Origin of the sequence: Erwinia billingiae Eb661 (genome assembly GCF_000196615.1) — a bacterium.
Classification (GTDB): Bacteria; Pseudomonadota; Gammaproteobacteria; order Enterobacterales; family Enterobacteriaceae; genus Erwinia; species Erwinia billingiae.
The window spans coordinates 2,414,621-2,438,050 of the sequence record NC_014306.1 but is presented as its reverse complement, the minus strand read 5'-3'; the positions used below and the strand labels follow the sequence as shown (position 1 = coordinate 2,438,050).

21 protein-coding genes are annotated in these 23,430 nt (G+C 55.5%); 8 read left to right on the top strand and 13 right to left on the bottom strand.

Annotation, left to right across the window (positions count from 1 at the left end):
- Positions 1 to 43 precede the first annotated feature (43 nt).
- Entirely contained in the window at positions 44 to 1,027 is a 984-nt protein-coding gene (locus EBC_RS12615; RefSeq protein WP_013202179.1) for a TIM barrel protein, read from the bottom strand.
- A 229-nt stretch (positions 1,028 to 1,256) separates the two neighbouring features.
- On the opposite strand from EBC_RS12615, the gene EBC_RS12610 reads away from it, so the two are divergent.
- On the top strand, positions 1,257 to 1,592 hold the full coding sequence (locus EBC_RS12610) for a hypothetical protein (protein ID WP_013202178.1): 336 nt from the start codon (positions 1,257 to 1,259) through the stop codon (positions 1,590 to 1,592).
- A gap of 13 nt (positions 1,593 to 1,605) precedes the next feature.
- Here EBC_RS12610 and EBC_RS12605 read toward each other — a convergent pair whose 3' ends face one another.
- Positions 1,606 to 2,388: a glucose 1-dehydrogenase gene (locus EBC_RS12605; RefSeq protein ID WP_013202177.1), complete on the bottom strand. Its 783-nt coding sequence runs from the start codon at positions 2,386 to 2,388 to the stop codon at positions 1,606 to 1,608.
- Between the two features lie 129 nt (positions 2,389 to 2,517).
- Between EBC_RS12605 and EBC_RS12600 the strand changes: the two genes are divergently transcribed.
- A complete protein-coding gene (locus EBC_RS12600) occupies positions 2,518 to 3,432 on the top strand; it encodes a LysR family transcriptional regulator (protein WP_013202176.1) in 915 nt (304 codons plus the stop codon).
- 1 nt (position 3,433) lies between these two features.
- Here EBC_RS12600 and bdcA read toward each other — a convergent pair whose 3' ends face one another.
- On the bottom strand, positions 3,434 to 4,162 hold the full coding sequence (bdcA, locus tag EBC_RS12595) for an SDR family oxidoreductase (protein WP_013202175.1): 729 nt from the start codon (positions 4,160 to 4,162) through the stop codon (positions 3,434 to 3,436).
- A gap of 51 nt (positions 4,163 to 4,213) precedes the next feature.
- Positions 4,214 to 5,377: an MFS transporter gene (locus EBC_RS12590; protein WP_013202174.1), complete on the bottom strand. Its 1,164-nt coding sequence runs from the start codon at positions 5,375 to 5,377 to the stop codon at positions 4,214 to 4,216.
- Positions 5,378 to 5,552: 175 nt separating this feature from the next.
- Between EBC_RS12590 and EBC_RS12585 the strand changes: the two genes are divergently transcribed.
- Positions 5,553 to 6,185, top strand: coding sequence for a TetR/AcrR family transcriptional regulator (locus EBC_RS12585; RefSeq protein ID WP_013202173.1), 633 nt, complete (start codon positions 5,553 to 5,555; stop codon positions 6,183 to 6,185).
- On the opposite strand, the gene EBC_RS12580 is transcribed toward EBC_RS12585, so the two are convergent.
- Positions 6,130 to 7,047 (bottom strand): AraC family transcriptional regulator, encoded by a 918-nt coding sequence (locus EBC_RS12580; RefSeq protein ID WP_231853693.1) that lies wholly within the window; start codon positions 7,045 to 7,047, stop codon positions 6,130 to 6,132. The two genes, EBC_RS12585 and EBC_RS12580, sit on opposite strands and share 56 nt — an antisense overlap.
- Before the next feature lie 133 nt (positions 7,048 to 7,180).
- Here EBC_RS12580 and EBC_RS12575 point away from each other — a divergent pair, with 133 nt between their 5' ends.
- Positions 7,181 to 7,930, top strand: a complete 750-nt coding sequence (locus EBC_RS12575) for a glucose 1-dehydrogenase (RefSeq protein ID WP_013202171.1) — start codon at positions 7,181 to 7,183, stop codon at positions 7,928 to 7,930.
- Between the two features lie 19 nt (positions 7,931 to 7,949).
- Here the strand turns inward: EBC_RS12575 and EBC_RS25120 are convergent, their stop codons facing one another.
- Positions 7,950 to 9,455 carry an SDR family oxidoreductase gene (locus EBC_RS25120; RefSeq protein WP_013202170.1) on the bottom strand — a complete coding sequence of 502 codons (1,506 nt, stop codon included), beginning with the start codon at positions 9,453 to 9,455 and terminating at the stop codon, positions 7,950 to 7,952.
- A gap of 4 nt (positions 9,456 to 9,459) precedes the next feature.
- Complete coding sequence (locus tag EBC_RS12560) at positions 9,460 to 10,401, bottom strand: AraC family transcriptional regulator (protein ID WP_049789654.1); 942 nt, start codon at positions 10,399 to 10,401, stop codon at positions 9,460 to 9,462.
- A gap of 129 nt (positions 10,402 to 10,530) precedes the next feature.
- On the opposite strand from EBC_RS12560, the gene EBC_RS12555 reads away from it, so the two are divergent.
- Both EBC_RS12555 and EBC_RS12550 read left to right on the top strand, forming a co-directional pair.
- On the top strand, positions 10,531 to 10,935 hold the full coding sequence (locus EBC_RS12555) for a VOC family protein (protein WP_013202168.1): 405 nt from the start codon (positions 10,531 to 10,533) through the stop codon (positions 10,933 to 10,935).
- Positions 10,932 to 11,915, top strand: coding sequence for a saccharopine dehydrogenase family protein (locus EBC_RS12550; RefSeq protein ID WP_013202167.1), 984 nt, complete (start codon positions 10,932 to 10,934; stop codon positions 11,913 to 11,915). The genes EBC_RS12555 and EBC_RS12550 overlap by 4 nt, the downstream gene beginning before the upstream one ends.
- A 94-nt stretch (positions 11,916 to 12,009) precedes the next feature.
- Here the strand turns inward: EBC_RS12550 and EBC_RS12545 are convergent, their stop codons facing one another.
- Complete coding sequence (locus EBC_RS12545; RefSeq protein ID WP_013202166.1) at positions 12,010 to 12,747, bottom strand: SDR family NAD(P)-dependent oxidoreductase; 738 nt, start codon at positions 12,745 to 12,747, stop codon at positions 12,010 to 12,012.
- Positions 12,748 to 12,828: 81 nt separating this feature from the next.
- Here EBC_RS12545 and EBC_RS12540 point away from each other — a divergent pair, with 81 nt between their 5' ends.
- The gene (locus EBC_RS12540; protein ID WP_013202165.1) at positions 12,829 to 13,212 is read left to right on the top strand and encodes a winged helix-turn-helix transcriptional regulator; all 384 of its coding nucleotides are present in this window, start codon (positions 12,829 to 12,831) and stop codon (positions 13,210 to 13,212) included.
- Positions 13,213 to 13,283: 71 nt separating this feature from the next.
- On the opposite strand, the gene EBC_RS12535 is transcribed toward EBC_RS12540, so the two are convergent.
- From EBC_RS12535 to treZ, 4 genes are all read right to left on the bottom strand, one after another.
- Entirely contained in the window at positions 13,284 to 13,589 is a 306-nt protein-coding gene (locus EBC_RS12535) for a YdgH/BhsA/McbA family protein (RefSeq protein WP_013202164.1), read from the bottom strand.
- Between the two features lie 274 nt (positions 13,590 to 13,863).
- Positions 13,864 to 15,945: a glycogen debranching protein GlgX gene (gene glgX / locus EBC_RS12530; RefSeq protein ID WP_013202163.1), complete on the bottom strand. Its 2,082-nt coding sequence runs from the start codon at positions 15,943 to 15,945 to the stop codon at positions 13,864 to 13,866.
- Positions 15,946 to 16,002: 57 nt separating this feature from the next.
- Positions 16,003 to 18,537 (bottom strand): malto-oligosyltrehalose synthase, encoded by a 2,535-nt coding sequence (gene treY, locus EBC_RS12525; protein ID WP_013202162.1) that lies wholly within the window; start codon positions 18,535 to 18,537, stop codon positions 16,003 to 16,005.
- Between the two features lies 1 nt (position 18,538).
- Positions 18,539 to 20,320, bottom strand: coding sequence for a malto-oligosyltrehalose trehalohydrolase (gene treZ / locus EBC_RS12520; protein ID WP_013202161.1), 1,782 nt, complete (start codon positions 20,318 to 20,320; stop codon positions 18,539 to 18,541).
- 469 nt (positions 20,321 to 20,789) lie between these two features.
- On the opposite strand from treZ, the gene EBC_RS12515 reads away from it, so the two are divergent.
- Positions 20,790 to 21,998 (top strand): aldose 1-epimerase family protein, encoded by a 1,209-nt coding sequence (locus EBC_RS12515; protein WP_013202160.1) that lies wholly within the window; start codon positions 20,790 to 20,792, stop codon positions 21,996 to 21,998.
- 76 nt (positions 21,999 to 22,074) lie between these two features.
- On the opposite strand, the gene EBC_RS12510 is transcribed toward EBC_RS12515, so the two are convergent.
- Positions 22,075 to 23,241: a metallophosphoesterase gene (locus EBC_RS12510; RefSeq protein ID WP_013202159.1), complete on the bottom strand. Its 1,167-nt coding sequence runs from the start codon at positions 23,239 to 23,241 to the stop codon at positions 22,075 to 22,077.
- Between the last annotated feature and the right edge of the window lie 189 nt (positions 23,242 to 23,430).

Sequence of the window (23,430 nt, the reverse complement as noted above, 5' to 3'; positions counted from 1 at the left end):
TTCTGAGCCTTTTTTATTATTGTCGCAGGGTAAGAAACGGGGACTACTCTTTAGCCAGCATAATGTCGTTCACAATCTGTTGTGAGCTGACCGCATCCTGACGGCTGATGGCGTCCAGCAATGCAGGATTCTCGTGAAGCTTGTCGCATAACTTCAGCAGACGTTTCACGGTAAGCACATTGGTTTCTGCTTCACGGACCGGATCCAGGCCACTGGCATCCGGGAAGGTATCGAAATAGTAAGCGCCCTTATAGCCATCGCGCTGCATCTGCCAGAGGAACTCCAGCGTTGCCCGGGGGTTTACCGAACCGGCCATCAGGCCATCGTCACGTTTCCCCCAGCCATCATTGAGATCCAACCCTAACAGGCGCGAGCGGCGGGCAACCATCGCCGCTGCATAAGCCGGGATTTCGTTAGCGAATAACACGTGGGCGAAGTCCAGCGTAATGCCGAGATTTGGGCTTCCCGCTTCTTCCACGGCCAGCAGGCAGGAGGTGACGTTGGGGAAAATGCTGTAGGCGCGCGGCTCATTCGGTTTGTACTCAATGCTGACGTCGACATCCGGTGCATAGTCCGCAACTTCACGAACGGCGCTGACGGCGTCTTCCCAAATCTTCTTATAGTCCGCCTGGAAACAGTAATCAAAACCATCCTGCCCCATCCATAAGGTCATCAGCGTCGAGCCGAATTCACGGCCGGCATCGATGCCGCGCTTGGTCAGTTCAATGGCTTCACGACGAATTTTTGCATCCGGATTGGTGAAGGCACCGATCTTAAATTGCGGTGCATCCCAACGCATTTGCATGCCGTTTACCGCCAGTCCGGCATCGGCGATAGCTTGACGCATGGTGCTGATATTGCTGGTGATATGCTGAGGATAGTTAAGATCGAGATGGGTTAAGCCTTTCGCCGTGCCGGCACGGGCAATCATCTGCAGAACTGAAGGTTTGCCCTGGAGATCGGGCCAGTACAGATGCGCTCCCGATGAAAAAGAGTTGAGACGTGTAGCGAATTTCAGTTCTGACATAGGAAGGCCCTTAATGAGGTTGTAATGTACTTTCCATATTCACGTTTATTTGTGAAGTTGTGTAATATATACACCCCGCAATTTAATAAACAAGCGGTATCAATTGAAAAGGATCAGATCTGAGAGGGAGTTCACGAAGTGAGTTGATTGGCTGGGATGATTTGCAGAGAAATCTGCCGGACTATACTGGCAATAGCCTGTCCTCAGCCCCATTCGCGGAGTCATTGCCATGTCCAAAGAGAGTGAGAATGCCGAAGTCGAAAAAGATATTTGCGTGCATATATTTACCGCCTCAGCCGGGATGGTCGGCGTTTGCATCACGGTAATCGGGATATTTCAGGTGGTGACTACCCTGAGAAAGGAAGGAACGCTGGGGGACGATATGTTGGCGATCAATGCTTTCCTGTATTTGATCACCACTATCCTGTCTTACTGGGGGCTGCGCTCTAAAGGGGTGAAACACAGCCCAACGCTGGATAAATGGATCGACATTTTGTTTCTGATCGCCCTGACCTTCACCACCTGTATTGCTGGTATGATCACCTGGGCGATGACCTTTACTTAACAGCCCACTAACTTCAAATCTGGGTCATGCCGCCATCGACAACCAGTTCAATGCCGGTGATATAGCTGGCATCGTCCGAGGCCAGAAACGACATCGCTTTTGCCATCTCATCGGCGCTGGCAGCCCGGCCCAGCGGGGTTTTCTCGGCCACCTGCTGCAGATATCCCTCGATGTCCTCATCGCTCATGCCTAATTCGGATTTATAGGCCGGGGTGATCACCACGCCAGGAGCGATGGCATTAATGCGGATATGACGGCCTTTAAGATCGGAGGCAGCAGTGCGCACAAAAGAGCGCAGTGCGGCTTTGGTCGCGGCATACACGCCGAAAGCGGGCATCCCCTGATTAGCGGCGATTGAACCGGTGACTACGATGGCACTTCCCTCGCCCATCAGCGGCAGCGTTTTCTGAATGGTGAATAGCGAGCCCTTAACGTTAATGTTGAAGTACTTGTCGAACTGCGCCTCGCTGATGGACTCCAGCGGCGCAAACTCGCCACCACCTGCGTTGGCAAACAGTAAATCGAGACGACCGTGTGCCTCGCGGAGACTGGCAACAATACGATCCACATCTGCGGCAACAGAGATATCGCCCTGAATCGCGGTGGCGCCAGACCCTATCTGCGCAATCGCGCTGTCCAGTTCAGTCTGACGACGACCGGTGATGACAACCGTGGCACCCTCGCGGGCCAGACGCATGGCGGTCGCCAGACCGATACCCGAGCTGCCGCCGGTAACAAGCGCAATTTTTCCCTGATGTTTGCTGCTGTGGATATTGCTGAGGTCGATAATTTTCATGGACATTCTCCGCGAGTGATTGGGTTGTCAGTACGGGAATGAATATAGAACTGGCGGATTCAGGAATAAATAGCGTAAATTCGAAATCTTTATTCCCCCACAGAGATAATCAGCCGGGAGCGTTCTGCCATGGATCAACTTCAAGCCATACGGGCCTTTGCGCGGGTTGTCGAAACCGGTGGGTTCTCGAAAGCCGCGCAATCGCTGCAAATGCCCAATGCCACCCTGAGCAAATCGATTCAGGCGCTGGAAAAGCATCTCGGGGTAAAACTGCTTGAACGCAGCACCCGGCGGGTCAGCGTCACCCGCGACGGCACGGCATATTATGAACGGACCAAACATCTGCTCAGCGAGCTTGAGGATATTGATGCCACGCTGGGTCGATCGCAGGCAACGCCTAAGGGACGGTTACGTATCGAAACCGGTGGAGCCGTCGCCAGCCTGCTGTTGATCCCGGCGCTGCCAGACTTTTGTGCCCGTTATCCGGATATTGAGCTGCAGGTTGGCGTGTCCGACCGCACGGCCGATGTGATTGGCGAGAACATTGATGGCGCCATTCGCATCAGTGCCGCTGATGGCGCATTGATCTCGCGTAAAATCGGCGCGTTCGGCTGGACCACCTGCGCCAGCAAAGCGTATCTGCAACGCTATGGCGTCCCCGAGCATCCGCAGCAAATTCTGGATGGCAATTTCCCGGTGGCCGGCTATTTTTCGTCACAAACCGGCATTTTGTTACCGATGAAATTCTGCAAACAGGGAGAATCGCTGGAGATCACCCCCGCCTGCAAGGTGATGGTCAATGAGAGTAACGCCCATCTGGCGACGGCGCTGGCGGGTATTGGCTTAATTCATACGCTGGATTTTATGATTCACCCGTCCATCAAGGCAGGCAAGCTGGTGCCCGTCCTCGAGGACTGGCGGGCACCGCCGGTGGACATCTATTTCAGCTATGCGCCCAGCCGCCAACTCAGCACCAAAGTCAGGGTGTTTGCCGACTGGGTCACCGGGTTGATTGCGCGAAATTCAGTCAACCCTGAAGGCTAACTCAGGCGCCAAAGCCACCATCAATGGTCAGGGCCGTACCGGTCACCATGCCTGCTTCACTGCTGGCAATCCATAACACCATCGAGGCGACTTCGCTGGCGTGCGCATGGCGTTTAATCGCCATAAAGCTGTGCATCATTTCGTTCATCGGCCCGTCAGACGGGTTCATATCGGTGTCGGTCGGACCGGGTTGCACCACGTTGACGGTGATACCGCGCGGGCCAAAATCTCTGGCCAGCCCACGGGCCATGCCCTGAACGGCAGATTTACTGGCACCATAGGCAGTGAGGCCCTCGACCGGAACGCGGTCGGCATTGACCGAACCAATGATGATAATGCGCCCGCCGTCCTTCATTTTGCGGGCGGCTTCGACGGCGGCGAAGTAAGGGGCATGGATGTTGATCACAAACAGCCGCTCAATTTCGTCAGCATCGATCTCCAGCGGATCGCCGGCGGCCAGCACCCCGGCGTTGAACACCAGCACATCCAGTTCGCCCGCCTGCGCGACGGCCTCAACCAGTTCGGCACGGTTCGACACGTCCAGCTTGATCATCTGGCTGTGTGTCTCCTGCGCGATGACTTCGGCTTTCTGCTGGGAACTGGCGTAGGTGAACACCACGTCATCGCCCTGCTCAGCAAAGCGACGGACGATCGCCTCGCCAATGCCGCGGCTGCCGCCCAGGATCAGTACCTTTCTGCCTGTAGCGGGTTTATCGGTGTAATCAGTCATGGTCATTCCTCGTTATGTATTGATAATAATCAGAATTGACCAGCTCCACTGTTATGAGCTGGCGATTGAACAAACGGGTCTGCCTGCTTTACTGAAACCGTGTTTGCTGGCGCGGGACGCGATGGCAAAACTCAGCAGCAAAAGTATAAGCATTACCCAGGGAAAAGAGGTGACGCCAGCCTGTTCTAATAACATTCCTCCGCTCATGCCACCTGCGGCGATCGCGCTGTTCCACACCACCACATTCATTGACAGCGCTATGTCTGCCCCTTCACCGGCGGCATCGGCCAGCGCGGTTTGCAGCAAGGTGGCAGCACCGCCAAAGCTGAGGCCCCACACCGCCACGCCAGCATAAATCACCGCAGGCGACGTTGAGGCGACGGCGAAAATCAGTGAGATAAGTGCGAACACCGCCAGCGAAATTAAGACGGCCAGACGAAGATGACGATCGACAATCCGCCCGGTGATAAAGATGCCCACCAGCGCCGCCAGACCAAAAATCAGCAAAATCAGGCTGACCTTATTTTCCAGTCCGGCCGGTGCCACAAACGGGGCGATATAGGTGTAAAGAATGTTGTGGGCCAGCATCCAGGTGAACACCACGCCGAGTACCGGGCGCACGCCAGGCGTGGTAAAGACGTTCTTCAGCGCCATTTTTTGCTGCCCGCTTTGCCCGGCAAAATCAGGCACGGCCAGCAGAACCCAGGCCACCAGCAGCACCGATAAGCCCGACATCACGGCAAACGTCAGCCGCCATCCCAGCAAATTCCCCAGCCAGGTGCCCAACGGCACATCCAGCGACAGGGCAATGGGCGTACCAACCATCGCCAGCGCCATCGCCTTTCCCTGCAATGAAACCGGCACCATTCTGCGGGCGTAGCCTGCCAGCAGGCTCCAGGCTAATCCGGCGGATGCGCCCGCCAGGAAACGCGCGGCCAGCGTCAGCACCACGTTGGTCGACAGCGCGGTCAGGGTGTTGAACAGCAAAAATCCAACAATTGTGATCAGCAAAACGCTGCGACGCCGCCAGGTTCGGGTGGCGATGGTCAACGGGATGGCGGCAATCAGCGATCCGGCGGCGTACGCCGTCACCATCTGGCCGGCAAGCGACAGTGAAATCGTCAGTCCGGCGCTGATTTGCGGCAGCAGACCGGCTGGGATGGTTTCCGTGACGATGCAGATAAAGCCGGTCATCGCCAGTGCCAGCAGCGCCATCACCGGTAGTCGGTCCTGTTGGGTCGCCTTCGCGACCGGAGAAATATCAGCCAAACTGCCCTCTCTTAGGTATCCAGTTAATTATGTATCGTTTGGTATAGATATCCCGGGCGCGCAGCATTGTCAAATATTTATGTATCGATTAGTATATAACTTAGTTGAAAGGAGAAACCGAATGAGAACGGGCAGACCAAGGCAGTTTGATCGCGATGAAGCGGTGCGACAGGCAATGCACCTGTTCTGGGATCGCGGCTTTGACTCGACCTCGCTGAGTCAGTTGAAAAGTGCGATCGGCAACGGCATTACCGCGCCGAGCTTTTATGCGGCGTTTGGCTCAAAAGAGAAGTTGTTTCAGGAAGCGGTTGACTGCTATTTGCAGTCACACGGGCGCGTGACCGAAGCCTTGTGGCAGGACGAACTGCCGCCGCGCGACGCCATTGAATCCACCCTGCTACGTTCGGCACGCATGCAGTGTGCAGACGATCATCCCAAAGGCTGCATGGTCACGCTGGGCCTGATGTCGGTGAGTACCGATGAGCACAAATACCTGCTCAGCCCGCTGGAGCAATCGAGAAAAAAGACCTGCGACGGGTTTATTCACTGCGTCAATCGCGGCCTGTTGAGCGGCGAGCTGCCTGCCGGGACGTCCGCGAAAACCCTGGGCCTCACCTTTAACAGTTTTCTCACCGGGGTTTCCACGCTGGCACGCGATGGTGTGCCTTTTGAGGATATTGAACGGTCAATCCGGCAGGTTATGCGGTTGTGGGACGGCCCTGGTGGGCGATCGGAAGAGTGGGTAAAGACCTGAAATGCGCTGCATCGCGTGCCGGAGGTCGCCCAAAAAGGCGGGCATATTCACGACTGAATTGTGAAGCACTTTCATAACCCACCGAAAAGGCAACGATCGCCACATCGCTGGGTTCAAATATCAGCAGCCACCGTGCGCGGATCAGGCGTAATTGTTTCTGGTACTGGATCGGGGTCATATGGGTGATGGCTTTGAAATGGCGATAATAGGCCGCGACGCTCATGTTCGCGATGTCAGCTAACGCCTCTGCGCGCAGAGGTTCCGCATAGTGATCGCGTATCCAGTTAATCGAACGGCGAATCTGCGACAAATGCCCATCCGGGCAGGCAATATTACGCAGCACGTCACCTGACGGCCCTTGTAACACTCTGAACAAAATTTCACGCTCAATCATCGGCGCCAGCACTGTCGCGTCACCTGGCCGCGCCAGCAATCGCATCATTCGCAGCCAGGCATCAAGCAGTTCCGGTGAGGTGGCTACCGGAGCATAGCTATCGTTCGCAGGCCTGACAGGCATGTCACTGTTCGCGGCCAACAGCGAGGCAATGATGTGCGCATCTAACGTTAAGCTGACCGCCTGAAAAGGCTTGTCTGGACCATCAGCGAAAATTTCCCCTGTGGCCGGCATATCCACAGGCACCACGAAATACGTCCCCGCAGTGTAGCGATACATCTGCCCACCAATGGACAGTGTTTTCTCTCCCTGCAGGACAAAATGCATCATAGGCTGGTAGATCTGATTGGCACAGGCTTCCGCGTTGACCATCGAGACGCGAGGAAGCTCCGTTGCTGTCCACTTATTATCAGCAGGCAACACGTAGCTGCGAAGTTCATTCATCACTGTATTCATCCCGTCGAGCATAGGCCTGATATTTCCGCCAAACAAGGGCGTTGAGAAGAACAGGCAATTATCCGGGAAGATTGGGCACGCGCTTAATGCCCCTCAGAACCGATACTGTTTGCCGACAACTTCTCACTCATCTAAAGGTCATTAAATGAAATTATCAGGCAAAACAGCCGTCGTAACCGGCGCGTCTAAAGGGATCGGTGCCGGTATTGCTAAAGCACTTGCTGCGGCAGGGGCTACGGTCATCGTCAACTATGCATCAAGTCAACGCGATGCGGAAAAGGTAGTGTCGCACATCCGTGACGAAGGTGGAAAAGCTACGGCTATAAAAGCGGACATGAGTCAGTCTGCGGATATTACGCGGATGTTTGATACGATCAGGCAGGAATTCGGCACCGTGGATATTCTGGTCAATAATGCCGGCGTGGCGGTGTTTGAAATGATTGAAGATCTGACCGAAGAGGCCTTTCATAAGCAGTTTAATCTGAATGTGCTGGGTTACCTGTTGGCCACGCGTGAGGCGCTAAAGCAATTCAGCCCGTCTGGCAGCATTATCAACATCAGTTCGATTCTGAGTACCGACCCGTATCTGGCTTCAAGCGTTTACTCCGCCACCAAAGGCGCGGTCGATACGCTCACGTTTGCCCTTGCCAGAGAGTTGGGGGCAAAAGGGATCAGGGTAAATTCGATCCTGCCGGGGCATACCAACACCCCTGGTACGGACGGGGATTTTGCCGGTGAGCTGGGTGAAAAGCTGCTGGCCGGAACACCTCTGGGCCGTTTTGGCGAACCAGAGGATATTGGTCCCGTTGCGGTATTCCTGGCCTCTGATGATGCACACTGGGTCACGGGCGAATCATTGAGAGCCGCCGGTGGCGTCCGGGGCGTCGGTTACTGAACGTCTTTTCAGTAAAGGCTCAAACCTGAGCCTGTCCGCCGTCGGCGAAAAGCTCAGTGCCGTTCACGAAACTCGAATCCGTTGAGGCAAGAAACAGGGCCACTTTGGCAATCTCTTCCGGCTCGCCAATCCGACCCAGCGGAATACGGGTATTAAGATAATCGAGCATGGCCTGTTGATGTGCCGGATCGTCGCCGGCAAAATCGAGCAGAAACGGCGTTCGTATCGGCCCCGGGCTGAGCACATTCACTCGCGTCCCGGTGCCCTTAAGATCAAGTACCCAGCTCCGCGCAAGGTTGCGCACCGCCGCTTTCGAGGCGGAGTAAACGCTGAAGGCGGCGGTGCCTTCAATACTGGCACTGGACCCCGCAAGGATAATTGAAGCGCCCTTGCGCAGCAGAGGTAATGCTTTCTGAACGGTGAAAATCAACGATTTCACATTTTGGCCAAAAATCTGGTCAACATGCTCTTCCGTGATCTGCCCTAAAGGCAACATGGATCCCCCACCCGCATTGGCAAATACCACATCAAGTCCACCCGCTTCCGCTTCTATTTGACGGTACAAACGATCAAGATCGGGGCCGTGGGTTGAATCAACCTCAATACAGGTTACCGAACTGCCCAATTCGTCCTGCACCGTCTTAAGCGCCGCTTTGTTGCGGCCGGTGATATAGACATGGGCACCCTCAGCCAGGTTGGCCGGATAAACCAACTGCACAGGCAGCGAAGGTTGCTTCCATTCCTCCAGTAGCGGAATTAAACGACCGGAGAGGAAATGATGCTCAGCACTAAAGCGAAAAATCTGTCCAATACCCATTCCCGTCAACAAGGCTTCCGTCAGTGCCGTGCTCTCACTGATATTGACCACCGTGTTACCGTGAATTTCAAACTCGTCCGTTCCGTTGCTGAACTGTAAAGGCAATGATTTCCCCGAGTGCGGAAAGAAATACCGTACAGTCTGGTGGTTATCCTTAATATCTTGCGGATGCACAGGCGTGCCATGAGCCGAAAGATACCCCGATGTGGCACAGGTGACATAATCAAGGGTGCAGAGCTGTCTGCCAATCATTGAGCTGTCAGGAAGTACTCCCCCACGTATGACGCAATCAACCCCCTCGCCTATCAGGTCAGCCGGACGATCGTTGACGCCAAGCAATAATTCAAGCTGCGGATAACGGGCATGAAACTCGGGCAGTGCCGGAATGATGATCTCATTAGCCAGTGATGAACCAACATCAACGCGCAGTTTTCCCTGAGGATTTACCTTTGCGTACCTTGCGGCGGTATCCATTTCATCAAGTTGAGCCAGTATTTCACGCGTCTGCTCCCGGTAACGTTCACCCAACGGGGTAATGGTGAAAGATCGGGTACTGCGTTCGATGAGTTTAGCGCCGAGATGCTGCTCAAGATCCTGTAGGAGCTTGCTGACGGAGGATCGGGGGAGGTTTAGCGAATCAGCCGCTTTTGCCAGCGAACGGGCATCGGTGATACGAATGAACACCCGCATAGCCAGAAGTTGGTCCATATAATTACCCCTGCCCGTCGCGTACGTTGATCGCCTTGCGCAGCTGCGTGACGTCCTTCAGCGGCGGGAGACCGAAGACGCGGGCATAATCGCGGTTAAACTGCGGCACGCTTTTATAGCCAACTTCCTGAGCCACAAAGGTGACGCTCTGTTGCCTGCCGAGCAGCATACGGCGGGCATGCAGAAGCCGCACCCGCTTTTGATACTGGACAGGACTCATCGCGGTGACGGCTTTGAAGTGGCGATGAAACGCGGAAACGCTCATTGCCTCCCGCTCTGCCAGCGCCCCGACAATAAACTCTTCGGCAAAATTGTGCCGCAACCAGTGAATCGCATTACCAATCCTCGCCAGCATCGTCCCCGGCGAGGCAATATCCCTCAGCATCCAGCCGTGCGGACCTTTTAACACATGGTAGAGGATCTCTCGTTCGTATCCCGGTGCCAGCGCCGCGATATCCTCAGGGGTTTTCATCAGGCGCAGCATCCTGACCCAGGCATCCAGCAGTTCAGGCGTCACCGAGGCAACTGAAAATGCCCCACCGTCCGGTCGTTCCTGCATCGCTGACGGTGGCAGATCCTCGATCATCGCCGCAACACGCTGTGGGTCGATGGTCAGGCTGACGGCCAGATATGGCTCACCACGCTCTGTGGGATGCACCGAGCCGATGGCGGGCAAATCCACCGACATGACAAAGTACGAGGCGGGATCGTAATTGAAGACTCTGTCTCCCACGGTCATCGACTTACTGCCGCGCAGGATCAGGTTAATCATCGGTTCATACACGGCGGCGAGCGCCTCAGCCGGCACATTGCCCTGCACCATTGCCACACGGGGGATGCCGGTTTCAGTTCGCCAGTTTCTGGCATGGGCCGCCAGTTCGCGCAATTCATCAAGCTGCAGGTTAAACACCTTTTCATCCTTCCGCGAAACAACGTAAGGCAGCATAAAGCAGAAAAAGGCAAGAATCGAGCAGGAACACGGAATCCGCATCCGCCCGTTTTCCCTACTCTGAATGTCTTGCACGTCATCCAGAGTCGCTGGCCACTATCAAATTTAATCCAGTAAGGGGATTCTATGCTCGATCATATTTTTCTGGCGGTTAACGATACCGACCATTCCGTCGCGTTTTATACTCAGACACTGGCACCGCTCGGCATCACCGTCCGTTTGGACTACGACGGCAAAGACGGACCGCCGGGCCATCCCAACCTGAAGGGGTTTGGTGCACATGGCCGGATTTTCTTCTGGCTGCGCACGGGTCTACCCGGCGGAAGCGCTACCCATGTTGGCTTTGTGGCGAACAGCGAAAGCCAGGTAGATGCTGCCTATGCCGCGGCGATAGCGGCGGGTGCCACAGACCATGGCGCGCCTGGCGCACGCCTGTATTATGACCCACGCTATTACGCCGCCGGGGTGATCGATCCCGACGGTCATACGCTTGAATTCGTCTATAAAAGCTGGCAGCACACGCCATCATGAAAACACTACTGATCTACGGCGCGACGGGTTACACCGGGCGCATGATTGCCGAACAGGCAACCTCAGCCGGACTGAATGTCATTCTCGCCGGAAGGAACCCGGTTAAGCTGCACGAGTTGGCGAGCGAGCTGAAACTTCAGGCATCAGTCTTCACGTTAGATGACGCGGACAGGCTTGCTCAGGAATTGCAGAGCGTGAGCGTGGTTCTCAACTGTGCTGGCCCGTTTGCCCAGACGGCTGAGCCACTGATGAAAGCCTGTATTCAGCTGGGGATCCATTATCTTGATATCACTGCTGAGATTAACGTCTACCGTCTGGCCGAATCGTTAAATGAGTCGGCGTTGTCGTCGGGGAGTATGTTGATGGCTGGCGTGGGCTGGGATGTGGTGCCGACTGATAGTCTGTCGGTCATGCTGGCACAACAGGTTAATACACCGGTAAGGCTAAGAATTGCGCTGCAGGTAGCCGGATCGATGTCGCGGGGATCGGCGATAAGTGCAGGAGAAATTATCAGTGCAGGTTTGCTTGCCCGGGTAAACGGGGTATTGACGACCAAAGCGAACAGCGCAACCGAGTGGTTTGATTTTGGCGAAGGCAAAGTTGAGTGCTTACCGCTCTCCTTTGGTGACCTTGTGACTGCCTGGCATTCAACCCGCATCCCCAATATTGAAATGTATGTGCACGTGAGCGGCGACGCGTTTCCTTCAGGTGATTTATCCCAGCTGCCTGATGGCCCGACGCCTGAAGAACGAGAAAAAAGTATTGCGCGCGCGTTGGTAGAAATCACCGCAGCCAACGGAGAGATTCACGATGCGGTGATTGAAACGGTGAATGGGTACTCTTATACCCCCCTCGCCGCCATAGCGGCTGTATCCCGCGTGCTGAATGGTGACCATCAACCGGGTTTTCAAACGCCCGCAAAAGTCTTCGGGCCTGATTTCGCCTTAACTATTCCGGGAACGCGGATTATCACCCGCTAAAAATCGCCTTTCTTAGCTTGCGCGGACAGAATATTTCTCACTCATTATCCAGCGTAATTAGCCGCGATGGTTTGCCCATCGCGGCCAGAGGGAATCAGGTCAGGTTATTCGCCATGCCGCCATCCACCAGCAGTTCCACGCCGGTAATAAAGCTCGCATCCTCACTTAACAGGAAGGACGCCGCAGCAGCCACCTCCTGCGGACGTGCCATGCGCCCTAGCGGGATCGGCGCGATCAGCGTCTGGCGAACCGCTTCCGGCACGGCGGCCATCATATCGGTGTCGGTTGGGCCCGGCGCCACCACATTGACACGAATGCCGCGCGGTGCCAGTTCCAGACTCCAGGTGCGGGCATAAGATCGCAGCGCGGCTTTGGTGGCGCTGTAGGTGCCGTACCCCGCCACACCCAGTCCGCTGGCGACAGAGCCAATCAACACCACCGAGGCCTTGTCATTGAGCGAACTCAGCGCGGCCTGAAATGACGTGACGTGACTTTGCACATTGACGCTAAACAGTTGATTGACGTGCCCGGCCGTTTCTTCCGCCAACGATGCGGGCGTGCTCATGCCGGCGTTAAGTACCAGCAGGTCAATCTTGCCTTTGCGTTGCGTAATGGTGGCAATCGCCTGCTGAATATCACTCTGTATTCCGGCATCGGCTACCAAACCGGTCACGCTCGCGCCCAACTGCGTAACCGCAGCGTTCACTTCCTCTTCACGCCTGCCCGTCAGGAACACCACCGCGCCTTCTGCGGTCAGCCGTTCAGCAATGGCAAGACCGATGCCTTTGGCACCCCCCACGATCAGGGCAACTTTATCCGTCATTTTGCTCATCATTCTCTCCTCATTAGCGTAGAGAATGGATGATATACTTCTTATATCTGATATCAATAACGCACCTGAAGGATACAAGATATGGTTGAGTATACCGAGCTGGACAGGCTGTTTGAGAAAAGCCGCGCCGATATGGAGTTGGTTCGTCCGGTGCTGAATAAAATCGCCGATAAATGGACGATCATGATCCTGACCGTGATTTGCCCGCAGCCTGCCCGCTTTAACGAAATTAAAAAACGGCTGAATATCACCCATAAAGCGCTGGCTGATGCGTTGAAACGGCTGGAAAAAAATGGTCTGGTGACGCGCACCGTGTTACCGACAACGCCGATTGGCGTGGAATATGCCATTACGCCGCTGGGGCATTCATTACGCGGCCCCTTTGAGGCGCTGTGTCAGTGGGCGATGGAACATGGCGACAGTATTGATGAAGCCAATCTTAGCTATGACAGTCGCGCTATTTAAGGCGAAAAAAAACACCGCATTCGGTTACGAGCTGCGGTGTTTATTTATTCCGTTGTTGTCAGATAAAAACATCAGCCATTAGCCGCTTTTTCAGCAACATAATACAGCGTGGCTTTGGCGGCCAGCACATGTTGGTCATCGTTTCCCGGCTTGTGAGACTCCACATCGGTAATGTGATAACCCGCGGCTCCCGCTTCCATCGCTTTTTTCACAAAGGCATCGTTAAGCTCTTCCATGGAGGTCACCCAACTGACCTGTGTTACGCCAACTGGATGCATGGAGGCAATCTCGCGATGGGTTAACCCTGCACGGATCAGGACAGGCTTAACGCTTTGTGGTGAGAAGATGGATAAAACATCGTTAACGAGATCTTTCATGTTGTGACTCCTGAGTATTCCAGTTCAAAACCGATAAGGCGGCATTATTATTGCTGTCAGGTCGACGGGAATGTTCCGCCCTGTCGGTTATTGCGCACGTCCGGCGAATTGCGCCGTCAGGTCTACTTAACTCCCTTTCTCGTTAATCGTTTTAGCTAAACTTGCTAAATTCTTGTTAAGAAAGGTTCCGCCACAACTAACGGAACTTTCAGGAAGATATTCTCATCTGATTACATATTCGTTACATCTGACACGCATTATTCCTTGTCGTCCATTATGGCCTTCTGAATAAGGCAATGCTGCGCCCTTCCAGCTCGAAATCCTTTTCCCGGGTAATCACCAGCCCCGGTTTTGCGGTCAACGAGGTGGCGGTGGTCAGTTCAAGCACCCAGCCACCTTCACCAAACTGCGGGATCTGGAACGGTACGTTGCCCTCATACGGGTTAAACAGCATCAGCACGTCATGCCAGATGCCCTCTTCGGTATGCAGATCCGGGCGGCCAATATACACCCCGAGCGTAACGCCTTCGTCCCACTGATCCGGCTGCTGGAAACCCCCGCCGGCATTGAACCACTTAATATCCATGCCATCGCGCCAGCTTTCACGGCGTAGCAACGGCTGTTCTGCACGCAGCTTGATCACCTGGCGGGTAAATTCGCGCAGTGCCGCACCGGTATCCGGCACTTTGTCCCACTCTACCCAGGAAATTTCGCTGTCCTGACAGTAGCCATTGTTGTTGCCCAGCTGGCTGCGGCCAAACTCATCGCCGGCCAGCAACATCGGCGTGCCGTGAGAGAAGAGAATGGTGGTGAGGAAATTGCGGCGCTGTCGATCGCGCACCGCGTTAATGCCTTCGTCCGTGGTCGGGCCTTCGGCACCATAATTGTACGATCGGTTATCATTATGGCCGTCGTTGTTGTCCTCGCCGTTGGCTTCGTTGTGCTTGTCGTTGTAGGACGTCAGATCGTTAAGCGTGAAGCCATCATGGGCGGTGATAAAGTTGACGCTTGCCCATGGCCGACGGCCCCGCAAATCGTATAAGTCGCCGGAGCCCAGCAGGCGTGCAGCAAACTCAGACGCGACGTTGTCACCTTTCCAGTATTCGCGCACCGTGTCGCGATATTTGTCATTCCACTCTGCCCAGCCCGGCGGGAATCCGCCCACCTGATAGCCGCCAGGCCCAATGTCCCACGGCTCGCCAATCAGCTTCAGTTTCGACAGCACCGGATCCTGCATTATGGCGTCAAAGAAGCCGCTGCGCTGATCGAAACCTTCCGGCTCGCGGCCAAGAATGGTGCCTAAATCGAAGCGAAAACCGTCGATATGCATCGATTCCGCCCAGTAGCGCAGCGAATCCATAATCATTTGCAAGACGCGCGGATGCGAGGTGTTTACCGTGTTGCCCGTACCGGTATCGTTGATGTAATAGCGGTGTTGTTCGGGAAAGGTGCGGTAATAAGAGTAGTTGTCGATGCCCTTGAATGACAGCGTCGGACCCAGCTCATTGCCTTCGGCGGTGTGGTTATACACCACGTCGAGGATCACCTCGATACCGGCATCGTGATAAGCCTTCACCATATCGCGGAAACCCTGAATGCCATTCGGGCCGAAATAGCGGCTGGCGGGCGAGAAGAAATTCAGCGTGTTGTAGCCCCAGTAGTTCTTCAGCCCTTTTTCCAGCAGATGCTGATCGTCCGGGAACCAGTGAACCGGGAGCAGTTCAACGGAGGTAATGCCCAGGTTTTTGATGTAATCGACGGTGGCCTTATGCGCCATACCTTCGTAAGTACCACGGATAGCTTCCGGTACGGCGGAGTTGAGCTGCGTAAAGCCCTTCACATGGGTTTCGTAAATCACCGTTTCCGGCCAGCCGATCACCGGGCGATTCTCATCCTGCCAGTTGAACTCATCGGGGTCGATAACCCGGCATTTTGGCGTATGTGGCGCGCTGTCGCGATCGTCGAAGGTCAGGTCTTTGTCATCATCATACAGGTTGTAAGCGAAGTGCGATTCGTCCCACTCAATTTCACCAGACAGCTCACGGGCATAAGGATCCAGTAGCAGCTTGTTAGGATTAAAGCGGTGGCCATTTTCCGGATCGTAAGGGCCATACACGCGATAGCCATACAGCGCGCCAGCTTGCAGATCCGGCACATAGCCGTGCCAGACTTCATCGGTGTATTCCGGCAGATCCAGCCGGGTGATTTCAAATACCCCGGTTGGATCGTAAAGACAGAGTTCGACCCGTTCGGCATGAGCGGAGAACAGCGCGAAATTCACCCCCTTGCCATCATAATTAGCGCCAAGACGCAGGCTGTTACCCGCGGTGATCCCGTAAGGTTTACCGTTAGACATGCCACTCTCCATTGCAAACGTTAATGTGACTGCGGTTTTTAGATTGTTTTTTTTCAATCAACCCTGAAGGATCACAGGGGTAACGCATTCAATATTTTCTAAATTGAAGCGGCCGCTGAGGAAGTGTTCTTCCCCGGTCAGCACATCGCGATAACGACGCTGAGCCAGCTCAGGCGGCAGGTTAATCACAGCGTTATTCCAGTATTGCTTCGGCCCGGCAGACAGGCTTTCACCCACCAGACCCAACACCAGTCGCGGCAGGATCACAATGATTGCGTTAGCCCCGTCGCTGCGGGCGAAGGCCAGAATGTTCTCCGCCTGCTTTCCGCTGGCCTGCAGTGGCAAATATTCGCCTTTTCTGAACAGCTCAGGATTATCCAGCCGCAGATGCAGCAGTCGGGCGATCGCCTGCTGTTTCAGCTTGCCGCTGCGCCAGTCGGCTTCTTCACAGGACGATGGCAATACGCTGTCAGCCGTCAGCTGGTGTTGCAGCAGCGGAAAATCAGGATCGCGACGGTTATCAGGATCGACCAGGCTGAAATTCAGCGCTTCGCTTCCCTGATAAATATCCGGTACGCCGGGTGCGACAAGCTTAATCACCGACTGGGTCAGGCTGTTGACCAGCCCCGCCCGCACAAAGGGTTGCAGCGAACGGTGGAAGTCCTGCAGGAAGGTCTGATTCTGCGGATCGAGAAGATGGCGGGTATAGTCGAATACCGCCTGTTCGTAGGGTTCGTTGGTGTCGGCCCAGTCGGTGCGCTGCTTCGCTTCGCGCAGGGCTTTTTCCACATAGGCGAGGAAGCGTTCTTCCAGCGCTTTTAAGCCCGCTTGATCCTGCGGCTCAAGCGTAGCCGGCCAGACGCCAGCCAGCGCCTGATACAGCATCCACTCTACCGCCGGTTTCGGCGCCAGGCCATCCGCCAGCTTGCTGACCTTATGCTGATTCATCTGCTGCCAGCGAACGATGCACGCCTGCCAGATGTGCGGCGCTTCCGTCAGCGTATACAGTCGGGCGCGGGCATCCTCACCGCGTTTGGTGTCATGGGTTGAGGTGCTGGAAATCGCATCGGGCTGAAGTTGCAGCCGCTGCGCCATCTCCTGATGAAAACGCTCTGGCGTAAAGGTGCGCGGCAAGGGTTCGGCACCGACTTCATTCAGCGCCAGCTCCATATGCTGACGGAAGAACAAGGTGTCCTCTACCGATTTCGCCATCAGCGGTCCGGTAAGCTGCTGGAAACGGGTACGGAAGGTATCCGCCTCTTCCGTGGCACCGTCTGACACCTTGCCCGCGAGGATACGGGTGAGAAAATCTACCGCGCCACGATCAGGCACGTTCTCGCCCGTTTTAACCTCTCCGGCCACCTGGTGCAGCATTTCAGTGCCTTCTTCCGGCAGACCTTCTTCGGTGCCGTAGGTGCGGTACACCGGGAAAGCGATCAGCAGTTCGCGTAGCGCTTCCCGCCCGGTTTCCTCGTCCAGCCTGACGTTTTCTTTGTTGGCAATCCCGGTGGCCAGCGTCAGCAAGGTGCTGAACTCACCGGCGAAATTTCGGTCCGCCATCAGCATTTTGGCGGCGCGCAGTTCCGCCTCCATATCAACCTGTCGGCCAATCACCCGCTCATAGACTTTGCGCAAGGTGCCGATCTGCTTGCCGTCGACCAGCGCATCAGATATCGCCGCGATAAATTCATAGCCGGTGGTGCCGGAAATCGGCCAGTCCGCCGGAATAACCTCACCCTCACCCAGAATTTTCTCAACGGTCAGGTAGCAGTCCGGGCCAACCTGCTGGCGCAACAGCTCAAGGTAGCCTTTCGGATCGGCCAGGCCATCCACATGATCCACCCTGAGTCCGTCAACCGCGCCGGCATGCACCAGTTCGAGGATCAGCCGGTGGGTATCATCAAACACGGCGCGATCTTCCACCCGCACGCCCGCCAGACCGGTAATTTCAAAGAAGCGACGGTAGGAGAGCTCTTCTGGCGCATCGCGCCACGACATCAGCCGCCAGGGCTGACGGTCATGCAGTTCCGCAATGGCCGGTTTGTCGGTGAGTTGCAGGATCGCCTGCTCATTCCCTTGCCAGCTTTCCGGCGTCAGCGGATAGAAGCTGTCGAAATAGGCCAACGCCGGACGACCGGTTTCAGGATCGGCTTTGACCGTGATGTCGCCCTTTTCCAGCGCGACGTCAAAGGTGTCTCCAAGGAAAGGTAGGGTCAGCCGCCGCGACCAGTCGATATCGAAATAGCGCGCATAGCGGCTGTTTTCACCGTGTTCAATAACGTCACGCCACCAGGGATTTTCCAGCGAGGCCGCCATATGGTTCGGCACAATGTCGAGGATCAGGCCCAGTCCGGCATCTTTTAACGCCCTGACCATGCGGTCAAAACCGGCGCGGCCACCGATATCCGGATCGATTTCATTGGCATCAGTAATGTCATAGCCGTGGGTTGAACCCTGGGTGGCGGTAAATATCGGCGACGCATACAGGTGGCTAATGCCGAGTTGCAGTAAATAAGGCACCAGATCGGCGGCACGATCGAAGGTCATGCCATTACGGAATTGAATTCGGTAAGTTGCAGCGGGAATGGTCACTTCAGCTCTCCCTGTCCAGACGGACAATAATGGCGTTTTGCGCCAGCGTTTCTTCAGCGGCAGGCCAGGCGAACAGGGTTTCCCCCGGAAGGTCAACCAGCGGCTGAGCGGTTTCAGCCAGATTGATGGCCAGAGACAGCGTGCCATCCGGGAAGGTCCAGCTGACGGCGAGGAAGCCTTCCGCCGTCTTCAGCACCTTGCCGCTGTTTCCGCGGGCCTTGTCCAGCAACGGCACGATATATTGCTGACGCAGCGTCAGCAGCTGTTTTGTCAGTGCCAGCCACTGCTTGCCGTCTTCACGGGTGAGTTTCTCCCAGTCAAGCTTTGAGCTGACGAAGGTTTGCTTGTCGTTAGGATCGGGGACGCGGGTGCCTTCGTGTCCGGCATGTCCTGCGAACTCCCGTGCCCGCCCTTCGCGCACCGCTTTGGCCAGATCGCCATGGAAGTCGGTAAAGAACAGGAACGGCTGGGTTTCGCCATACTCTTCGCCCATAAACAGCATCGGGATATGCGGTGAAAGCAGCAGCATCGCCAGCAGCGCCTGGGTGCGCCCGGCACCCGCCAGATCGATAAGCCGCTCGCCGAGCGCGCGGTTACCGATTTGGTCGTGGTTCTGGATGAAATCAATAAAGGTCACCGGCGGTTGACTGAGGCTACTGACGCCCCTTTTCTCGCCAGACTGCGGCGCCACTTCGCCCTGATAGGCAAAGCCTTCGGTCAGCGTTCGGGCCACCAGCTTTTCGGGCTGCCGGGCAAAATCCTGGTAATAGGCATGGGTTTCACCGGTGGCAAAGACATGTACCGCATTGTGGAAGTCATCGTTCCATTCGGCGGTAAACAACGGCGCCGAGCCGTCCGCCGCGCGCGGATGCAGGAAGGTGACATTGCGGCAATCTTCGGTCGACAGATGGATATGGCGGTCAGGAAACTGATGGCGGATGCGTTCGGCAATTTCAATCAGCGCATGCTTCTCCGAGCTATCTTCAATCTGGTCGATGGCGTCAAAGCGCAGGCCGTCAAGGTTGTACTCTTCCAGCCAGAACAGCGGCGCTTCAACCATATAGTCGCGGGCGGCCGCAACATCATAGGCGATGCCCGCTCCCCATGGCGTCATCCGCTCTTTATGGAAGAAGTCCGGTGCCAGCAGCGGCAAATAATTGCCTTCCGGCCCGAAGTGATTGAGCACGATATCCAGCACCACCGAGATGCCGTGATGGTGGGCACTGTCGACAAAGGCCTTAAAATCATCGGGTGTGCCATACGTCGAGTGTGGCGCGTACAGCAGCACGCCATCATAACCCCAGCCACGACTGCCGCCGAACTGTGACAACGGCAGAACTTCAATCATGGTGATACCGAGGCCGGCCAGATAAGGCAGCTTTTCACTGGCGGCGGCGAAGGTCCCTTCAGGCGTGAAGGTGCCGATATGCAGTTCATAAACCACGCTTTCAGACCATGGACGGCCTTTCCAGTCGGCGTTATGCCAGATGTAGTGCTCAGGATCGACCACCAGCGAGGGACCGTTAACGTCCGACTTTTGCGCGCGTGATGCCGGATCGGGCACCACCATGCCATCGGCCAGCACGAAGTTATATTCCGCCCCTGCTGAAACGCCGCTGGCCTGATATTCAAACCATCCGTCGGCTTGCGCCGTCATCTGATGATCTTCACCCGCAAGCCTTAAGATCACCTCTTTTTGCCCGGTCGCCCACAAACGAAAGCGGACTTTTCCGTCGCCAACGATCTCACTACCCCAACGTTTGATAAAAGATTTGGACGCCATTCGATTCCCTCGTTTAAGCCAGCAATGGGCAAAAGCAATAATGGTGGAGAAGAAAAAACGCGGTGGAGTCCGGTTCTCAGGCACTCATGGTAAAAAATAATCATAGACGATGAATTACCCGCTGATGGCCAGCCGGTGAAACTTTCCCCGGCTAAAGCGCCCGGAAAGTCAGGTGTTGCCCGCAGGATTGATCGGACGTCCGGACCGAATCAGACCGATGGCCAGCTAAGGACATTCGCCGGACAGCCAGCTGAATCGAGTTCAGCTTTTCGCTTTTCGTCCTCTTCCAGGTCACATCCCGTTGATGAAAACTAAAATAACGCTCATGATTTCGTGATGAAACTCTAAGTTCTGCCGCCTTTTTCAACGAATTTACCTTGCGGTGACCCTGTTCACGTTTTTAATGCTCAGTGCTTTGTACTCTCGGGACGTTTTCAGCTAAATCAATTCAGCAAAAAGGCAGATAATAATGAAAAAACGTACCCTGGCTCTCGCACTACTCGCTGTAATCAGTACCCAGACCCCAGCTAAAACCTGGGTGCTGACGGACACAAGCACCAGTACTGAAAAGGGAAACTGGAAAATCTCCAGCGATCAGCTGAAGGCTGGCGGAGAGAACTTCAGCATCGAACAGCAGGTGTTGCACGGCGGCAAGCAGGAAGGATCGAAAATTATTACCCTGACCAGCGCCAACGGCCTGACTATCACCCTCAGCCCAACCCGAGGCATGGATTTACTGCATGTGCAGGGTCATGGCGTGCGTTTAGGGTGGGATTCCCCGGTGAACGAAGTGGTTAATCCGGCTTATATAAATCTGGAGAGTCGCAACGGCCTCGGCTGGCTGGAAGGCTTCAACGAAATGATGGTGCGCTGCGGCTTTGAGTGGACCGGCCATCCGGTGACCAAAGACGGCGTTATTTATACGCTGCATGGCAAGGCAGGCAATACACCAGCATCAAGAGTCGAGGTGATTGTTGATGACCAGGCGCCGCACCAGATCCGCATCCGCGGTCTGTTGAAGGAACATACCTTCAAGAAAGCCAATCTGGAGACCTGGACTGAACTGCGCTATACGCCGGGCAGCGACTCCTTTACCGTCCATGACGTGCTGACCAACCAGGCGGATTATCCGCACGATTACCAGATTATTTATCACAGTAACTTTGGTACGCCGATCCTCGAGAAGAACGCCCGCTTTATCGCTCCGCTGGAATCGGTATCGCCGTTTAATGACTATGCCAAAAAAGGGCTGGATGGCTGGTCAACCTATGGTGCGCCTACCAAAGACTTTGATGAGATGGTGTTTAACCTGAAGCCGAAAGCGGACAAAGGTGGCAAGACGCTGGCCGCGGTGATTAACAGTAAAGGGGATAAAGGCGCGTCGATTGAGTTCGATACCCATCAACTGCCGTTGCTGACCATGTGGAAGAATACCGACACGCTGAAACAGGGTTATGTCACCGGCATTGAACCGGGCACCAACTACGCCTATCCGGTGACCATCGAAAAAGAACAGGGTCGGGTTAAGCAACTGCAACCGGGCCAGAGCACCGAATTCACCCTCACCTATTCCCTGCTGAAAGACGCGGCGGCGGTGCAGAAAGTTGAACAGCGGGTTAAAACGATTCAGGGAGATGAGCCGGCCAAGATCGATGAGAAACCGATTGCGGTTGAGTAAGTCGGGATCGCGATTGAACTGATCCAAACGCCCGGCTCTGCGCAACAGCAGTTCGCAGAGCCGGGACATTCAGTCTTTACTCACTGGCGAGGGCCACCGTCTCAGGCACGGCTTCTTTTGCGGGCTCGCTGCGGCGGGCTTTTAAGGTGATCAACGTCAGCTCCGAAGGACGTCCCAACCTCAGCGCCATGCCCGGCCACAGACCGGTACCGTTGTTGACGTAAAGCGTCATCCCCTCCACATCATAAAATCCCGAAACAAAACCGCCGTTCGCCGGTGCGAAGAACCGATCGAGCCCGGAAATCAATCCGCCGTGCGTATGGCCAGAAAGCTGCAGCTGAACACCGCGTGCCGCGGCCTGGCGGGCATTTCTCGGCTGATGATCCAGCAGGATAATCGGCGCGCCGACCGGGGCATTTTCCAGCGCCTGATCGAGATCGGATGAGGTGGAAGAACGGTTGCTGGCGGAAAGATCGTTCACGCCAGCCAGCAGCAGCTTAGCACCGTTGCGGTTGATGACCGCATGCTTGTTCGGCAACGACTTCATCCCCAGCTGGATCAGGTGTTCCGTCCATTTTTTCTGTTCAAAGAAATATTCATGGTTGCCGGTGATCACATACACGCCATCCGGCGCGCTCAGGTCACGCAGCGGTTCAACATCCTTCCGGCGATTGTTAACGGTACCGTCAATCACATCGCCGGTTATCGCAATCAGATCCGCGCCCAGTCCGTTGGCTTTTTTCACCACGGCCGCCGACCAGGAAGCAGGAAACAAGCGGCTGATGTGCATATCGGTGAGTTGCACAATCTTATAGCCTTCAAACTCGGCCGGCAGACCGCTGACTTCCACAGTGATGTTTTTCACCGGCGGCACCCGTATCGCCTGATGCACGCCATACGCCGACAGCACCACGGCAATCAGTCCGATGGCGTAACGGTAGCCCGGCAGAATGGCGATTTTGTGCTGAACGATCAGCGAAATCAGTGCGACCGCATCGGTGGCGATCTGCATCAGCGCAATCAGGAAGATGGCGCAAAACGCCCAGTTAAACAGAATAACGATAAAGCGCGGCATTTCCGGCGCAAATACGCTGCCGGACGAAAAGCGGCAGAAAAGATGGTACTGAGAAGCGATCAGCAGCAACAGCGCCGTTGCCAGCCGGACGGACAGCGGCCAGGGCATTGGGCCAATAAAACGCGTGATAACGTACAGCGAAGGCAAACTGAAAATCAGGTGAAACATGGAACTGCTCCTCAGTGAAAGACGGTAACCGTAATACCGGCTGAATGGCACGGCGGCGCCGGACTCGCCAGACTACGCGACAATCTGAGGAATAGCAGCACACAGCGTGCTCAGATGAATGAAACATTTCTCTGCTGGCAACGCCTGCCGACGCGTTTTAAGGTAGGGGTTCTCTTGATGACTTAACAG

Bases quoted from the DNA above. Each gene is read 5' to 3' on its own strand.
- EBC_RS12615 (WP_013202179.1), bottom strand. From the start codon at position 1,027: ATGTCAGAACTGAAATTCGCTACACGTCTCAACTCTTTTTCATCGGGA.
- EBC_RS12610 (WP_013202178.1), top strand. From the start codon at position 1,257: ATGTCCAAAGAGAGTGAGAATGCCGAAGTCGAAAAAGATATTTGCGTG.
- EBC_RS12605 (WP_013202177.1), bottom strand. From the start codon at position 2,388: ATGAAAATTATCGACCTCAGCAATATCCACAGCAGCAAACATCAGGGA.
- EBC_RS12600 (WP_013202176.1), top strand. From the start codon at position 2,518: ATGGATCAACTTCAAGCCATACGGGCCTTTGCGCGGGTTGTCGAAACC.
- bdcA (WP_013202175.1), bottom strand. From the start codon at position 4,162: ATGACTGATTACACCGATAAACCCGCTACAGGCAGAAAGGTACTGATC.
- EBC_RS12590 (WP_013202174.1), bottom strand. From the start codon at position 5,377: ATGGCGCTGCTGGCACTGGCGATGACCGGCTTTATCTGCATCGTCACG.
- EBC_RS12585 (WP_013202173.1), top strand. From the start codon at position 5,553: ATGAGAACGGGCAGACCAAGGCAGTTTGATCGCGATGAAGCGGTGCGA.
- EBC_RS12580 (WP_231853693.1), bottom strand. From the start codon at position 7,047: ATGCTCGACGGGATGAATACAGTGATGAATGAACTTCGCAGCTACGTG.
- EBC_RS12575 (WP_013202171.1), top strand. From the start codon at position 7,181: ATGAAATTATCAGGCAAAACAGCCGTCGTAACCGGCGCGTCTAAAGGG.
- EBC_RS25120 (WP_013202170.1), bottom strand. From the start codon at position 9,455: ATGGACCAACTTCTGGCTATGCGGGTGTTCATTCGTATCACCGATGCC.
- EBC_RS12560 (WP_049789654.1), bottom strand. From the start codon at position 10,401: ATGCTGCCTTACGTTGTTTCGCGGAAGGATGAAAAGGTGTTTAACCTG.
- EBC_RS12555 (WP_013202168.1), top strand. From the start codon at position 10,531: ATGCTCGATCATATTTTTCTGGCGGTTAACGATACCGACCATTCCGTC.
- EBC_RS12550 (WP_013202167.1), top strand. From the start codon at position 10,932: ATGAAAACACTACTGATCTACGGCGCGACGGGTTACACCGGGCGCATG.
- EBC_RS12545 (WP_013202166.1), bottom strand. From the start codon at position 12,747: ATGAGCAAAATGACGGATAAAGTTGCCCTGATCGTGGGGGGTGCCAAA.
- EBC_RS12540 (WP_013202165.1), top strand. From the start codon at position 12,829: ATGGTTGAGTATACCGAGCTGGACAGGCTGTTTGAGAAAAGCCGCGCC.
- EBC_RS12535 (WP_013202164.1), bottom strand. From the start codon at position 13,589: ATGAAAGATCTCGTTAACGATGTTTTATCCATCTTCTCACCACAAAGC.
- glgX (WP_013202163.1), bottom strand. From the start codon at position 15,945: ATGTCTAACGGTAAACCTTACGGGATCACCGCGGGTAACAGCCTGCGT.
- treZ (WP_013202161.1), bottom strand. From the start codon at position 20,320: ATGGCGTCCAAATCTTTTATCAAACGTTGGGGTAGTGAGATCGTTGGC.
- EBC_RS12515 (WP_013202160.1), top strand. From the start codon at position 20,790: ATGAAAAAACGTACCCTGGCTCTCGCACTACTCGCTGTAATCAGTACC.
- EBC_RS12510 (WP_013202159.1), bottom strand. From the start codon at position 23,241: ATGTTTCACCTGATTTTCAGTTTGCCTTCGCTGTACGTTATCACGCGT.